This is a genomic window from Paenibacillus silvae (assembly GCF_014639235.1).
Lineage (GTDB): Bacteria > Bacillota > Bacilli > Paenibacillales > Paenibacillaceae > Paenibacillus > Paenibacillus silvae.
The window spans coordinates 90036-104488 of record NZ_BMFU01000015.1; the positions used below are offsets into that span (position 1 = coordinate 90036).

General features: G+C 46.5%; 10 protein-coding genes and 3 tRNA genes. 1 reads left to right on the top strand and 12 read right to left on the bottom strand.

The features are described 5' to 3' along the window. Positions 1-284: 284 nt before the first annotated feature. The 9 genes from ectB to ppc all read right to left on the bottom strand — a co-directional run bounded on the left by ectB (position 285) and on the right by ppc (position 12985). Positions 285-1568: a diaminobutyrate--2-oxoglutarate transaminase gene (ectB, locus tag IEW26_RS26910; protein ID WP_145406733.1), complete on the bottom strand. Its 1284-nt coding sequence runs from the start codon at positions 1566-1568 to the stop codon at positions 285-287. A 406-nt stretch (positions 1569-1974) separates the two neighbouring features. Continuing rightward, positions 1975-3807, bottom strand: coding sequence for a glutamine--fructose-6-phosphate transaminase (isomerizing) (gene glmS, locus IEW26_RS26915; RefSeq protein ID WP_111273609.1), 1833 nt, complete (start codon positions 3805-3807; stop codon positions 1975-1977). Positions 3808-4234: 427 nt separating this feature from the next. Beyond that, entirely contained in the window at positions 4235-4387 is a 153-nt protein-coding gene (locus IEW26_RS26920; protein ID WP_186331813.1) for a hypothetical protein, read from the bottom strand. Positions 4388-4566: 179 nt separating this feature from the next. Further along, positions 4567-5907, bottom strand: coding sequence for a phosphoglucosamine mutase (gene glmM / locus IEW26_RS26925; RefSeq protein ID WP_188594633.1), 1341 nt, complete (start codon positions 5905-5907; stop codon positions 4567-4569). 94 nt (positions 5908-6001) lie between these two features. Further along, the gene (locus tag IEW26_RS26930; RefSeq protein ID WP_188594634.1) at positions 6002-7504 is read right to left on the bottom strand and encodes a CdaR family protein; all 1503 of its coding nucleotides are present in this window, start codon (positions 7502-7504) and stop codon (positions 6002-6004) included. Beyond that, positions 7497-8336, bottom strand: a complete 840-nt coding sequence (gene cdaA, locus IEW26_RS26935; RefSeq protein ID WP_111273613.1) for a diadenylate cyclase CdaA — start codon at positions 8334-8336, stop codon at positions 7497-7499. The genes IEW26_RS26930 and cdaA overlap by 8 nt, the downstream gene beginning before the upstream one ends. Before the next feature lie 291 nt (positions 8337-8627). Then, positions 8628-9242, bottom strand: a complete 615-nt coding sequence (locus IEW26_RS26940) for a zf-HC2 domain-containing protein (RefSeq protein WP_111273614.1) — start codon at positions 9240-9242, stop codon at positions 8628-8630. A gap of 136 nt (positions 9243-9378) precedes the next feature. Continuing rightward, positions 9379-9945: an RNA polymerase sigma factor SigW gene (sigW, locus tag IEW26_RS26945; protein ID WP_110899668.1), complete on the bottom strand. Its 567-nt coding sequence runs from the start codon at positions 9943-9945 to the stop codon at positions 9379-9381. Between the two features lie 247 nt (positions 9946-10192). Beyond that, the gene (ppc, locus tag IEW26_RS26950) at positions 10193-12985 is read right to left on the bottom strand and encodes a phosphoenolpyruvate carboxylase (RefSeq protein ID WP_188594635.1); all 2793 of its coding nucleotides are present in this window, start codon (positions 12983-12985) and stop codon (positions 10193-10195) included. A gap of 582 nt (positions 12986-13567) precedes the next feature. Here ppc and IEW26_RS30485 point away from each other — a divergent pair. Continuing rightward, a complete protein-coding gene (locus IEW26_RS30485; RefSeq protein ID WP_145406729.1) occupies positions 13568-13927 on the top strand; it encodes a WGxxGxxG family protein in 360 nt (119 codons plus the stop codon). A 255-nt stretch (positions 13928-14182) separates the two neighbouring features. Here IEW26_RS30485 and IEW26_RS26960 read toward each other — a convergent pair. The 3 genes from IEW26_RS26960 to IEW26_RS26970 all read right to left on the bottom strand — a co-directional run bounded on the left by IEW26_RS26960 (position 14183) and on the right by IEW26_RS26970 (position 14432). Beyond that, positions 14183-14253, bottom strand: a tRNA-Gly gene (locus IEW26_RS26960). A gap of 12 nt (positions 14254-14265) precedes the next feature. Next, positions 14266-14339, bottom strand: a tRNA-Pro gene (locus tag IEW26_RS26965). Between the two features lie 16 nt (positions 14340-14355). Next, positions 14356-14432: transfer RNA gene (locus IEW26_RS26970), tRNA-Arg, on the bottom strand. Positions 14433-14453 lie beyond the last annotated feature (21 nt).

Genomic DNA, 14453 nt, shown 5'->3' on the forward strand with positions numbered 1-14453 from the left:
AACATGAAACTCGGCTGTCTCTCCGGATTTGACACCGGAGCAAACGTTGTAGAAGCCTGGAATTACGGGGTATGGATACACGCTATGTATATTTGCATATTCCCCCGCAGCACTGATATGGATCAATACAGATCCCGCTGCGGAGTAGTAAACCTTGTCTGACAAACAAGGATGTTATTTTTACAACGAGAACAAAAAGTGAATGAAAGCATCGGCTCCCAATGGCTCAATGAAGGCACTTCATTTCATATCTGTCGCCGAGGAGCCTACTGGTATCGTCAATTTTAGGTCGTCACCAGCAGATCCTGTGACTCCTGAGAGATCACCTGCTGTATGCTGGACTTGATAATCTCGCAGCCAGCAGCCAGATGCTCCATCGAAACGGTCAGTGGGGGCATGATCTTCAGCACGCAGTCTCCTCTTCCGGCTCTTTCAATGATCAGCCCGTTCTCGAAACAAATCTCTGTCATTCTCTTCGCCCCGGCCTCATCCATAAAGCCCGAAACGTCAATGCCCCAGATTAGTCCCAATCCGCGGACGGTAATAGACGGATGCAAAGACTTGATTCCGTTCTCAAGATAGGTGCGCACGAACTCTTCCTTCTGTTTCACCTGAGCCTCCAAAGCGACTCTATCCCGATATTCAAGTGCAGCCTTGGCAGCTACAAAGGCTAGCTGATTGCCACGAAAGGTACCATTGTGCTCTCCTGGCGTCCAGAGATCCAATTCAGGCTTTAACAGCAAGAGTGACATTGGCAGACCATAGCCGCTGATTGACTTCGACAAGGTAACGAGGTCCGGTTCAATTCCCGCACGCTCGAAGGAGAAAAACTGCCCTGTCCGACCGCAGCCAACCTGGATTTCATCGGTAATAAGCAAAATATCATGTCTGTGGCAAAGCTGCTGTAATCCGATCAGCCACTGCGTATCGACGACGTGTATTCCACCTTCAGCTTGTACCGTTTCAAGCAGGATAGCGGCTGGCTTATCGATCCCGGAGTGTGAATCCGTCAAAACATTGTCGATATAACCGAGTGTATCCATGTCTGCGAAAGAACCGCTCGGGTGTGGCATAAACGTAACTCCGTCCAGTGGAAGCCCGGCCCCTTCCCTCATCGACTTGGAGCTTGTGGCCGACAAACTGCCAAGTGACATGCCATGAAAGCCGCCCATAAAGGCGAATATCCCGGTTCTCTTCTTCACCTTGCGTGCAAGCTTCAAAGCCGCCTCCACCGCATTAGTCCCTGTCGGACCGCAGAATTGAATTTTATAGTCTAGCTTCTTCGGCTCCAGTATTCGCTCCGAGAAGCTCTGGATGAATTCGCGCTTGGCCATTGTATACATATCCAGACCATGCATTATCCGGTCGGAGGTCAGGTAATCAAGAATCCGGTCCTTGATATAATCGTTGTTATGACCATAATTCAGCGCTCCTGCTCCTGCAAAAAAATCAATATATGCTCTGCCATCCTCAGAATATATCAGGTCCTCCTTGGCCCGGTCGAATACCACCGGAAAGCTTCTGCAGTAAGATCGTACGTTGGATTCCAGTTTTTCAAAAATGCTCATGCGCTTCATCCTCCATCGGAATTGAAATAAGGTTGCCTTGATCCTGCGTGAACCTTTTGACGTCATGGAGCAATATATTCTAGATGTAATTTTATAGCATATTTGACAATGTAACCTAGGTAGAATTATAACAAACTTCCAAAGAATGTATAGTAAATTTTTGGTAAAAAAGCGCACATAATTGTAAAATGTTAATATTTTGACTAAAAATAGGATTTGATCGAAAAGCGGCTAAAGTTGCTCTTTTCATCATTCGAAAGATTTCGACGCATGTCGACATTAGGACTGGAAAAGATGGTGACGAATGTAATAAAAGAAAAAAGCCGCAATACGTTATATAACGTATTGCGGCTTTATATTATTAATTGCAACTTCTAAATATAGCTTTAACCCTTCACACTAACTCTTACTCAACTGTTACACTTTTCGCCAGGTTACGTGGTTTATCGACATCGTGACCCAGAGCCAGGGAAGCGTAGTAGGCCAGCAATTGCAAAGCTACAACAGACAGTGCCGGGCTCAAAAGTGGCAGCGTCTTAGGAATCGCAAACGCTTGGTCAACGGATTTCAACAATGGAGCTACATGCTCTTCATAAGTGATTGCCAATACGTCTGCACCGCGGGCTTTCACTTCTTTGATGTTGCTTACCGTTTTCTCCAATACGTTCTCCTGAGTTGCCAAGGCAATTACAGGAATGCCTTCCTCGATCAATGCGAGTGTACCATGTTTCAACTCACCTGCAGCATATGCTTCAGAGTGAATGTAAGAGATTTCTTTCAGCTTCAACGAGCCCTCCTGAGCTACCGCATAATCCAGACCGCGGCCGATGAAGAAGAGATGTTGATGCTTGGAGATTTGCTCTGCATATCCTTTGATCGCATCCGCTTGCTCCAGCATGGATTCCACTTGCTCAGGCAGTGCTTGCATTGCTGCCAGTGTGTGTGCAATCTCATCCGGTGTTTTCGTACCACGCACTTGTGCCAGGTACAAACCAAGCAAGTTAAAAGCAATCAACTGAGACGTATACGCTTTGGTGGAAGCTACAGCAATCTCTGGACCGGCAAGTGTAGCAATGACATCGTTCGCGTCACGTGCAATCGAGCTGCCTACTACGTTGGTAATGGCCAGTACATGAGCACCGTTTGATTGAGCTTCACGAAGTGCTGCCAGTGTATCTGCTGTTTCACCGGATTGGCTCACTACGATTACAAGTGTATCTTTATTTACGATTGGTGAACGGTAACGATACTCGGAAGCAACATCCGTTTCAACCGGAATACGCACCAATTGCTCAATCACAGTACGTCCAACCAGACCTGCATGGTACGCCGTACCACATGCAATAATCTGGATGTTCCGAATATTTTTAATTTGCTCTTCAGTCATTTTGAGCTCAGGAAGCTGAACTTTTTTGCCTTCATTGTCGATGCGACCAAGCATCGTATCCCGATATGCTTTTGGCTGCTCATGAATTTCTTTCAGCATGAAATGCTCGAATCCGCCTTTTTCTGCGGTTACTGCATCCCAATCGACATGAATCATTTCCCGAGAAATAAAATTACCCTCAATCGTCATCAATTCGACAGCATCATGTGTCAACACAGCCATCTCACCGTCATTTAGAATGTACACGTTGCGTGTATGCTCAAGAATGGCCGGAATATCCGACCCGATGAAGTTTTCACCTTCACCAATACCGATAATCAATGGGCTTGCTTGACGCACAGCTACGAGTTTCTCTGGCTCATACTCTGTCAATACACCCAGTGCAAACGCTCCACGCATAAGTGTAATTACTTTTTGCACAGCTTTAACAATATCGCCGTTGTATTCACGTGCAATGAGGTGAGAGATCACTTCAGTGTCCGTTTCCGAAGAAAACGTGTGACCTTCAGCAATTAGCTCATCCTTCAGCTCCAGATAGTTCTCGATAATACCGTTGTGCACGACAGAGAATTTCTGGCTCTCATCCGTATGGGGATGGGAGTTCTCATCCGATGGTTTACCATGTGTAGCCCAGCGAGTGTGTCCAATACCGGCATTACCAACCAGTGGAGCACCATCCAGCTTCGCTTCCAGGTTTGCCAAACGTCCGAGAGCTTTCGTAATTTGCAGACCTTGCGGTGTAAATACAGCGATACCTGCAGAATCATAACCACGATACTCGAGCTTTTTCAATCCTTCGATCAATACCGATTGAGTGTTCTTATTACCAATATATCCAACAATACCGCACATAGTTTAGTTCCTCCGTTTATATGAATACTGTGTCAGGAAGAGAAACAGGCAGACTGGATCTATCGGAAAATGATGGATTGCTAACGTATCATGAATATCATTTTCTATTCAATTATCAATGATCAGAACGGCCTGTTTGCCGTCCCGCTGTTATCATGCCCTATTACGAATGCAATCATGAATGTACATCATTTCCCGTCCGCGCACTGCTGTTACGCTCTTCACGCACATTCATTTGTTTGTATTTTTTTCTTGCACCTACCGGCGCGTTGTGTGGATAGTCACCCATCCATTTTCCGCAATCCGGTTTACGGCCTGGTGCATCACCGGGAGGTCCCCGCCGAACAATCCGAACACCTCCACCTCGTCAGCTTGATTGCCGTCCATGCTGCTGTGTTCCCTCTTCCACATTCGAAGAGAGTCACAATCAACATGCGTCCCGCGCAACTCCAAGCTCTGGCGCTTGTGTAACTGTAACCTTACAATCCTCACTTTCTGTGTCTGAATGACGACTCCACTCATTATATGCACCTGAAGTCCATTTTGCAATGGAGCAAAGTACCTGTAACCATTTCAGCATATTTACCCACGCTCCCGGCGAGATAATCAGACCTATGGTCTTATCTGGCCAGGAGGCAGGTTCAATGAGTTTAACCATTATTATTTGGCAAAATCAAACCTCTGTTTAGATATATGCCAAGAGATCCAATTTGTGAAAAACCGGTCTCAGATCGCATTATAACAGGCTTTTCATCAATCCTAAACCAGCTCTTTTTGCACTACATCAGCAATCTGGGACACAAACTGCTCCAGTTCCTGCTTATCTGGTCCTTCCGCCATAACACGGATCAGGGACTCTGTACCTGAAGCACGGACCAGCACACGCCCATTATCGCCAAGCTGCTGCTCAACCGCAGCAATGGCTTCACCGATTGCCGTATTGCCTTCATATTTGCTCTTGTCTTCAACTCGCACATTAACCAATACCTGCGGGTATTGCGTCATTACAGCTTTCAGTTCACTCAGCTTTTTACCCGAAGCCTTCAAGGTATCTACGAGTTGGATCGCTGTCAGCATGCCATCTCCGGTTGTATTGTAATCCAGGAAAATGACATGACCAGACTGCTCGCCACCCAGATTATATCCACCGCGACGCATTTCCTCCATGACATAACGATCACCTACAGCCGTTTTGGCTGTTTTCAACGCCAGCTTCTCAGTCGCCTTGTAGAAACCGATGTTGCTCATAACCGTGGACACTACAGTGCTATCCTTCAGTTTGCCCGCCCGATTCATTGCATCTCCGCAAATACACAGAATAAAGTCTCCATCTACTTCTGCACCTGTTTCATCAATGGCAATCAAGCGATCCGCATCACCATCAAAAGCAAGACCCAGATCAGCTTTATGCTTCAGCACTTCTTGTTTGAGATGCTCCGGGTGCGTCGAACCGCATTGCTCGTTAATGTTCAGGCCATTTGGCTCGGCACCAATAGCAATGACCTCTGCACCAAGCTCTGCAAACAATTTAGGCGCCAGCTCGTAAGCCGCACCGTTCGCACAGTCAAGTACAACTTTGAGGCCAGAGAACGACTCGGATACCGTTGTTTTCAAGTAGTCCAGATACAGATAACGAGATTGCTCATCCATCGTCACGGTGCCGAGACCGCCGCCAACCGGTCGTGGCAGTTCATCTTTTTCCGCATCCATCAGCTCTTCAATCCGGTTCTCCGTTTCATCCGATAGCTTAAAGCCATCTCCACCGAAAAACTTGATTCCATTGTCCTCTACCGGATTATGAGAAGCCGAGATCATTACACCCGCATCTGCTTTGAGCAGACGAGTAATGTAAGCTACTCCCGGTGTAGACACTACGCCCAGACGAATGACATCTGCACCAATAGATAGCAGACCTGCGACCAGCGCAGACTCAAGCATAAGTCCCGAAATCCGGGTGTCCATCCCGATGACCACCTTCGGTCTTTCCACCCCGCCAGCAAGCACATAGCCTCCACATCTTCCGATGCTGTAAGCCATTTCCGCCGTCAATTCTTTATTGGCAACCCCTCTGACACCGTCTGTACCAAAATATTTACCCATGATCTAACTCCTTCTATTTGCATCTTATACGCACCCGTGCGCATTATAATTTTTTTAATCTTGATAAGAAATACAATTGATTTAAAATTGCGTATTACGGATTCGAGCCCGATTTACTTTCGGTACTGCTGTTATTCGCATTATTATTTACATTTCCACGATTGGCAGCCGCATTTCCCTGCTGGCTTTGATCCTCATGTTCCGTATTCGATTCAGGTTCTTCATCTGCAGGATCCGTATTATTTTGCCCATTTTCTACTTCCGCTGGTGTCGGATCAGGTCCCGTCTGACTGCCCTCATTAGGATTTTGACCCGGAGAAGTGGTTGTATCCTGCGCCTTCTCACTAATCTTGACCGTTGCACTTAGATCATTGGCTGCAGCATCCAACTTCGCAAAGCGTGGCAAATCAGCTTCCAGCTTAATCTCGTGCGTGCCTATACCAAGACCGCTGAGGTCCCCGGTTAATTGAATGTCGTCTCCGCTTAAACCTTCAAGCATGCTTGGTGATCCGGTCAGCGTAATGTTCAGGCCTCCGCTTTTCGGAGAAACCAGCACACCCTCAAGACCATTTTCCACACCACTCAGCTTGATCGGTACATTGGGAAAAACCTTGGTCGTTGACTCGGCCTCATCGTAAGGAGACACCGTCACCTGGATCTGAATCGAACTAGGCTCGATTTTCTCAGAACCCGAAGGCGGCGTCAAGTCCACGTTAACTGTCGAGGTGCCTGACTGAGTAAACTGTGTCAGATCAAGAGTAGCTTGGTCGTAGGACTGTATACCTGCAAGAGCCTGCTCGCTCCCGTAAATCGAGACTTCTTTCACGTTTGGCTCAACCTTGGAGAGGACCAATCCATCTGGCAGCTGTCCTGAATATTTGATCCTTAAGGGAACTTTTGTATAGGGCTGATTAACCGGGACACGCACCTCTACCGTCTGCGGTGTAATGATGGCATTGTCAATGACCTTGCCCTCTGCATCGTATGCCTGGAGCTTCACTTTTTTCTGCACTACATCTTCCTTCGCATCCTTGACGCTAACACTGCCCTGCACCTTCGCTACTGCCTCCAGCTGCCCTTCCGGCAGTACAACCTTCACCGGAGACGAAGGCTCTACAACAGGCGCTCCAACGCTGTATCCAGCGGAAGGGGCTCCTTCGGGTACAATATTCACGTTAAACGCTTTGGTGCCCAGTTTCTCCACATTGACCGTGACCATAGAGGGCTCCATGCTGACCACTTCCACACCTGAAGGCAGGTCTGGAACAAGTGGCAGCGTATTTGAACCGTCTTTGACCTGGCTTAAATCGACCAGCACCTTATAATCATCATTGGTAAAAATAGAGGTCAGCATAGATCGCTGCCCTTTTATCTCAAGCCGCACCTCGTCGGTGCTTAGAGATGTAAGAACATAAGCATTGCTATCCAGCCCGTATGGCTGTACAGGCACGGTTCGCTCCACAATTTTGCTGGAAATGCCCGTTGAGATCGTTGGTGTTGTCGGCACTTCATCCAGATGGATCATAAACCACAACAGCAGGCTTACCGCCAATGCAAGGATTTTGGCGAACGTATTGTTGTTAAACCATTTATCCATGGTTACGTCCCCCCTTCCGCTTCCAGAAGGTTGACCATGCATTCTTTTTGCTCAGATTGGAGGTTGGGCGCAATTCTTCATATAACTTGGCAATGAGCGACTCCTCCTTAATATCACGAACGACTTGGCCGTTCATTGCCAATGATACTTGTCCCGTCTCCTCTGAAACGACCAGACAGATTGCATCGGCCACCTCCGTAATTCCGATTGCTGCACGGTGACGTGTGCCCAGCTCCTTGCTGATAAAAGGATTCTCGGATAGTGGCAAATAACAGGCTGCTGCAGATATCTGTTTCCCTTGTATAATTACGGCTCCATCATGGAGTGGCGTGTTCGGAATAAAAATGTTAATCATCAGCTCCGAGCTGACAAGTGACTCCATCTTGATGCCAGATTCGGTGTAATCGTTCAAACCCGTTTCCCGCTCAAAGACCACAAGGGCACCGATCTTCCGACGTGACAAATAATTAACGGACTTAATGATCTCGCCAATTAACACCGTTAATTCTTCATCACTGGCTGCGGCTGAACGGCCGAATATTTTGCCTCGACCCAATTGCTCCAGACCACGGCGCAGTTCCGGCTGAAAGATGATAAACACGGCAACGACACCAAACGTAAACATTTGGTTCATCAGCCATTTCAGTGTGTACAGGTTAAGCCAGGTACTTAAAGCCCAGATCAGCACAAGGAACAAAATGCCCTTCAGAAGCTGGACCGCACGTGTGCCCCGCACAAGCAAAATCAATTTGTACATAATATAGGTAACGATTAATATATCGATAACGTCCTTGATGGACTCTTTCCACGTTAAGTCAGCAAAGTAATTCATTAGCCAGCCCCCGCTATCCCCATTGATGAGTAAAACCCTGATCTCATATTAACCATTCGGGATTTTACATAATCCCTTCTTCGCATTTATTCAATGCTTATCTATATGTAGTATGTTCTCTTTACTATCTAGGTTATAACGTTACCGTTCAGGTTGCAAGTTACTCCGGTCACAAAGCACATATAAACTACTCTATTTTCCACTTTCTACTATAATAAAAATAAAAAAAGAGCACCCCACGCAATTCGGAGGTACCCTGCTTGGTATATACCCTTGAAGTTATACCCAATTCTAGCGGTATGCCACTTCATTTACCATATTGGTTATTTTGTACCAGAACCAGTCCAGCGCCTGATCAATGCTTTTTACCTGACCGGAAATATGAGCTGTAGACGCTTGAAACAGTTGCCCGTCGATCACCGTCAGATTGCCATTCACATCACCATAGACCTGAGCGGTTCCATTCTCTATCGTTAGATCGCCAGCAACTGACTTCCCTTCTGGAACGATAACCGTGTTGCCTTGAATCACGAGTTGATCCAGACTGTTCCCCTTAACGACCATTTCGTTGTTCTGATTCCAAAAATTGAAGGCGCTAAAGAGCATCACGACCAAAAAGAAGGCTGCCGCCGTCAGCGCGGGATGTCCTTTGACCCATTTGAGCCATACTTGCTGTCTCTTGGGCTGTGGCAGAGCATTCATAATTCGATTGGTCAGCTCATCCGAGGCAGACGGTGAATAATGTTTCATGGCAAAGAGCAGCATTTCCGTCTGTTCCAACTCTTTAAAGCGCATGCGACAATCCGGACAGATCAACAAATGGCTTTTCAATTCAGCCTTCTGTTCCGTGGACAACGACTCATCCAAACATTCATGCATTAAAGAGACGGCCGAGTTGCAATCCATATGAGAGCCAATCCTTTCCTTAGACACTTAGTCCATGCACCTGTAAAAAGGAAGCATAAGACTTGCATACATTACATACGTATCCGTTTCAGATATGTTTCAAATAATTTCGCCCAAAACAACAGGCAAATTTCAGCTATAGCTTATATTCCAATTTTTTGCGTAGGAAATCACGGCCACGGTGTACTCGTGTCTTGATGGTTGTTACGGGCATTCCTGTGACATCACTGATTTCCTGCAAAGACAAGTCCTGTAAATACCTTAAAACCATAACGGACTTATACTTTGCGGGCAAGCTGTCAATCGCCTCCCGAATGAGAGTCTGTGTCTCTGACAGCAGCGCCTCACTCTCCGGTGTACGATCATCACTCGGAAGCATGGCATATCCGTCTGATCCTTCCTGGTCATTCAGTTCAGCATCGAGCGAATACGATGGCTTCTTTCTGCGCAGTCGGTCAATACAAAGATTCGTTGCGATCCGGTAGATCCAGGTCGAAAATTTCTGATTCGGATCATACTTCTCCATATTTCGATACACACGCAAAAAAGTCTCCTGAACAACGTCCTCCGCTTCATGACGATTGCTCAGCATCCGGTATGCCAGATGAAACAGCTTGTCTTTATATAGTTCAACGATTTCTGCAAAGGCTCGCTGGTCACCCTTGAGTACCAGCTTCACAAGCCTGTTCTCTAAATTGTCCACCCTAATTCCCCCAGACATGCTGATGGGTCTTCCGTCTTCTCATACCCGTCCACACTTGTAATTCACCAATCAAATCGTAAATCAACTTTGGTCAAAAATCAAGACTGTATGACAAAAATCCTCCAAAAACAGTAAAAACGGGAACTCCCTCAGGAGTCCCGTCTAACCTTTCATCCCAAGGACAGAGATGAATTTATAATTAATTGCATAAACCATGAATCACATAAATAAATCTATGTTCGAAATATCAACCCGTATTGCGGAGTCCTGCAGCAATACCGTTAATCGTCAGCAGCACTTCTCTAAGCAGCTCTGCGTCATCTTCACCACGTTCACGCATGTCACGCAGCTCGCTCAGCAGTTGTACCTGCATGTAGGAGAGTGGGTCAACATACGGGTTACGCAGGCGAATTGATTCCTGAATTACCGGTACATCATCCAGAATTTCAGCCTCACCCGTAATTTTCAGGATCAGCTCTTTAGTCAGCTTGAATTCCGCTTCGATCTGACCATAGATGCGATCACGTGCCTCCTTATTGGAGGTCATCGCCGAGTATTCTTTGGCAATTACAAGATCTGCTTTGGCAACAGCCATCTGCACCGTATCAATCAATGTACGGAAGAACGGGAAGTTAGCATACATATCCTTCAGGACGTCCAGGTTCTCTGCTTTGTCCTGATAATAGCTTTGCAAACCGGTACCCGCTGCATACCAAGCAGGAAGCAGATAACGGCTTTGTGTCCAGGCAAATACCCATGGAATCGCCCGCAAGTCTTCAAACTTGTCACTGTTTTTCCGTTTGGATGGACGTGAGCCAATGTTAAGCTCACCAACCTCTGGCAGTGGTGTTGATTCCTTGAAGAAGGTGAAGAAGTCCGGGTCACGGAAAATGAGATCCTGGTACTTCGTCAGGGACACTTGCGAAATCTCTTTAATAATGGCATCCCACGCTTGCTCGGAAGCCGATTCTTGCGGCTCCAGTCCGTTCAGAGCAGCTGTAATCAGCGCTGAAGTGGCCTGTTCCAGACTGCGGTAGGCAATTCCCTGCAGGGAATAACGAGAAGAGATTACCTCGCCTTGCTCCGTAATCTTGATGCCGCCGCCAATCGTATGAGGCGGTTGGGCAAGAATACTGCGGTTCAGCGGCATACCGCCGCGTCCAAGTGCTCCGCCACGTCCGTGGAAGAACTTGAGCTTCACGCCATGCTCGTTACCAACAGCCGTAATGGCATTCATCGCTACACGCAGTTCCCAGTTCGCTGTAACAACGCCGCCATCCTTGTTGCTGTCAGAGTAGCCAAGCATGATTTCATGCAGCTCATTACGTCCTTTAACACTCGCCCGATATATAGGCAGGTTAAAAAGTCTTTGCATAATTTCAGATGCCGCATGAAGGTCGTCAATCGTTTCAAACAAAGGAACGGCTTGAAGTGTAGAGATAACCTCGCCATCTGCACCTTTGGAGAACAAGCCTACTTCTTTGGCAAACACCATAACCTCAAGCAGGTCACTAGCCCCTTGTGTCATACTAATCAGGTAACTTGTGATACATCCTGTACCAAACTCGTTCTGAGCACGCTTGATTGTACGGAATACGTCCAGACACTCCTTCGTTCCTTCTGTATACTCGTGGTAAGGAGATGTAAGCGGTCTTGGATCATCCAGCAAACGAGCAAGCAGATCAATTTTACCGTCTTCCGTAAGACGGGCATAATCGTCCACAATATTCATTTTTGCCAAAATCTCGGACATCGCATTTTCATGCTCCTTGCTGTGCTGTCGAACATCAAGCGCTGCTGTATGGAAACCAAACAGCTCTACCTGACGAATCATTTTGCGAACGGTTGTATCCGCTACATAGTCAGCAAAATGGTGACGCAGGCTGCGGTCGATAATTAACAGATCGTCAATCAGGTCCTGAGCAGTTTTATATCGATCCGGCTGACCCACCTTGTTCTCATCGAGAACATTGTTCAGCTTGGCAATCATATACGCCAATTTGATGCGATATGGCTCTTTTTCATTACGCCAGATGTCTACTTTTTTCAAAGTAACACAGCTGCGGTCCTGCTCAATCGACTCCGCCAGTTCATCCGAAATATGAATGATGTTGGTGCTGAAGCTGAGATGGCCCATAAGTTCGATCATAATACGCTGATATTCACGCAGTGCCAGCTTGCGCTGCATGAGCAGCGTCTGCCATGTTACATCTGAAGTTACCGATGGATTTCCATCCCGGTCTCCACCAATCCAGGAACCGAAACGCAAATACGTCGGCACATGCCAGTCATGGTCTGGATAAAATTTGTTCAGGCAGCGTTCCAGCTCCTGATATACATCCGGAAGTACATGGAATAACGTCTCATGAAAGTAATACATCCCGTTCCGTACTTCATCCAGTACAGTCGGTTTGCGATCGCGAAGTTCATCCGTTTGCCAGAGGGTGATAACCTCATTCAGCAATTTCTCACGCAATTGTTCACGTTCACGCAACGTTAGCGTAGGATTATCGAGCAGCATTACATCTTCCGAAATCCGTTTATGGATGTCCAGAATTACCCGGCGCATCGCTTCGGTCGGGTGAGCTGTCATGACGAGTTCCAGCGACAAATCCTCCAGAATCTCTTCTACCTCGGTATGAGACAATCCACGTTCCTTCAGATCCTGTACGGCCTTTTCAATTGAACCTGGCTGTACCGTATCTCCGGCAGAACGCTCATAGTCCCGTTTACGCCGAATCCGATGGTTTTGTTCAGCAATATTAACTAATTGAAAATAAATAGCGAACGCCCGAATAACCTGATGACGATTGTCCGAGTCTAATTCCTGGATCATCGTTTTAAACTCTTCATACAGTTCCGGCAAAAACTCTGCACGCAACGATTTGCTCGTTTCCCGAATTTTCTCGACGATATCGAGAAGCTCCGTGCCGCCTTGATGGACAAGAACTTCTCCGAGTATATTGCCCAGGAACCGCACGTCTCGCCGAAGCAGGTTGTTGGATTGGCTTTTGCTGGCGGTTACCATAGTTTCAGTCATGCTTATCCTCCCATCTGATCGTTCCATTCGTACACGTAAATTTGACACCTTCATAACATCATACAATAAATTGGTACGAAAATCTTTATTTTTCTACTAGAAAAAATGGGGAATATCCCCGAATTACAGCACAAAAACACGCTTTTTTATTCATTTTCTTATTCTGCTTCAATGAATGAACATCTGCTGTTGCATGATACCTTTTTCACGTACTTTGAATAACTTCAACACCTCATACCTATTCTAAAAAATTAATAATTATACAGTTTACTTTGATAGGTCTGAACATGCGTAAGTGAAGAGGAATTTCCTTGTTTACCATTCATTAATCACAGAGTGTTCCAAAGAAACATGACCGGCAAAGCAAGCTTTTGTATACTTTACCACAGTGACGTAATAAATTAAAGATGTAATTTCGTTTTTTCTGACACTTACCGTCTGCTTTTGCAGCTTTTCTTATGTATTTTGTCGATTCATTTTATCTCCGAAGCCATATGTTAACACCTCGCCCGCTACATAATGCTCCTGTGGATTTGGGCAGATTATAAGATAGCTCGTACAAAACAAAGGAGGAGTTACAACATGAAAAAAAGCACAACCATTATCGCTTCCCTGCTTGTTGTTGCCGCTATGGCGGGTCCTGCGGGAGCTGAAGGTCATATGACCAAAGGCGTAGATACGAACGGAACACGTGTCCAGTCTTATCAGAACCACAATTACATGGACCGTACAAACAGCAACTTGAACATGAACATGGATGGAAACTATCGTACAAATAGTGATTATCGCAACAATGGAGATTACCGCACAAATAGCCTGCGTACCAATGCAGCTACAACAACAGACCGTGACAGAGGCATGAATTGGGGATGGCTTGGTTTGCTCGGTCTCTTTGGACTTGCCGGCATGCGTAAGCGTGCAACAGACCATCACGAGCGTTAATTCCTTGATTTTTTCGTTGTAAAAAGAAAACCTCCGCTTCTGGCCAAGTCATTCCCGGCCATAGCGCAAAGCACCCCTGAAAAGAGCCAAGACCACTTGTATTCCTCATTACGGTGGTCTTGGCTCTTTTAATACATACGAGACGATCTGTGCCTCAGATCGCCTCCCAGCCCCGGATTTCATGTTCAGTTTTCATTACAGCTTATACAACAAAAAAAGACTCTGCACCATTTCAGGCAAAGTCTTTAACATTTAAGCGGGTGATGGGAATCGAACCCACGCTATTAGCTTGGAAGGCTAAAGTTCTACCATTGAACTACACCCGCAAATAACAAAAATCGGGATGACACGATTTGAACATGCGACCCCCTGGTCCCAAACCAGGTGCTCTACCAAGCTGAGCTACATCCCGATATGAAAGGAAATAATGGCGCGCCCTGAGAGATTCGAACTCCCGGCCTTTTGATTCGTAGTCAAACGCTCTATCCAGCTGAGCTAAGGGCGCAAAATTTGGAGCGGAAGACGG

Bases quoted from the DNA above. Each gene is read 5' to 3' on its own strand.
- IEW26_RS26930 (WP_188594634.1), bottom strand. From the start codon at position 7,504: ATGGATAAATGGTTTAACAACAATACGTTCGCCAAAATCCTTGCATTG.
- IEW26_RS26920 (WP_186331813.1), bottom strand. From the start codon at position 4,387: ATGCTGAAATGGTTACAGGTACTTTGCTCCATTGCAAAATGGACTTCA.
- glmM (WP_188594633.1), bottom strand. From the start codon at position 5,907: ATGGGTAAATATTTTGGTACAGACGGTGTCAGAGGGGTTGCCAATAAA.
- ectB (WP_145406733.1), bottom strand. From the start codon at position 1,568: ATGAGCATTTTTGAAAAACTGGAATCCAACGTACGATCTTACTGCAGA.
- glmS (WP_111273609.1), bottom strand. From the start codon at position 3,807: ATGTGCGGTATTGTTGGATATATTGGTAATAAGAACACTCAATCGGTA.
- IEW26_RS30485 (WP_145406729.1), top strand. From the start codon at position 13,568: ATGAAAAAAAGCACAACCATTATCGCTTCCCTGCTTGTTGTTGCCGCT.
- IEW26_RS26940 (WP_111273614.1), bottom strand. From the start codon at position 9,242: ATGGATTGCAACTCGGCCGTCTCTTTAATGCATGAATGTTTGGATGAG.
- ppc (WP_188594635.1), bottom strand. From the start codon at position 12,985: ATGACTGAAACTATGGTAACCGCCAGCAAAAGCCAATCCAACAACCTG.
- cdaA (WP_111273613.1), bottom strand. From the start codon at position 8,336: ATGAATTACTTTGCTGACTTAACGTGGAAAGAGTCCATCAAGGACGTT.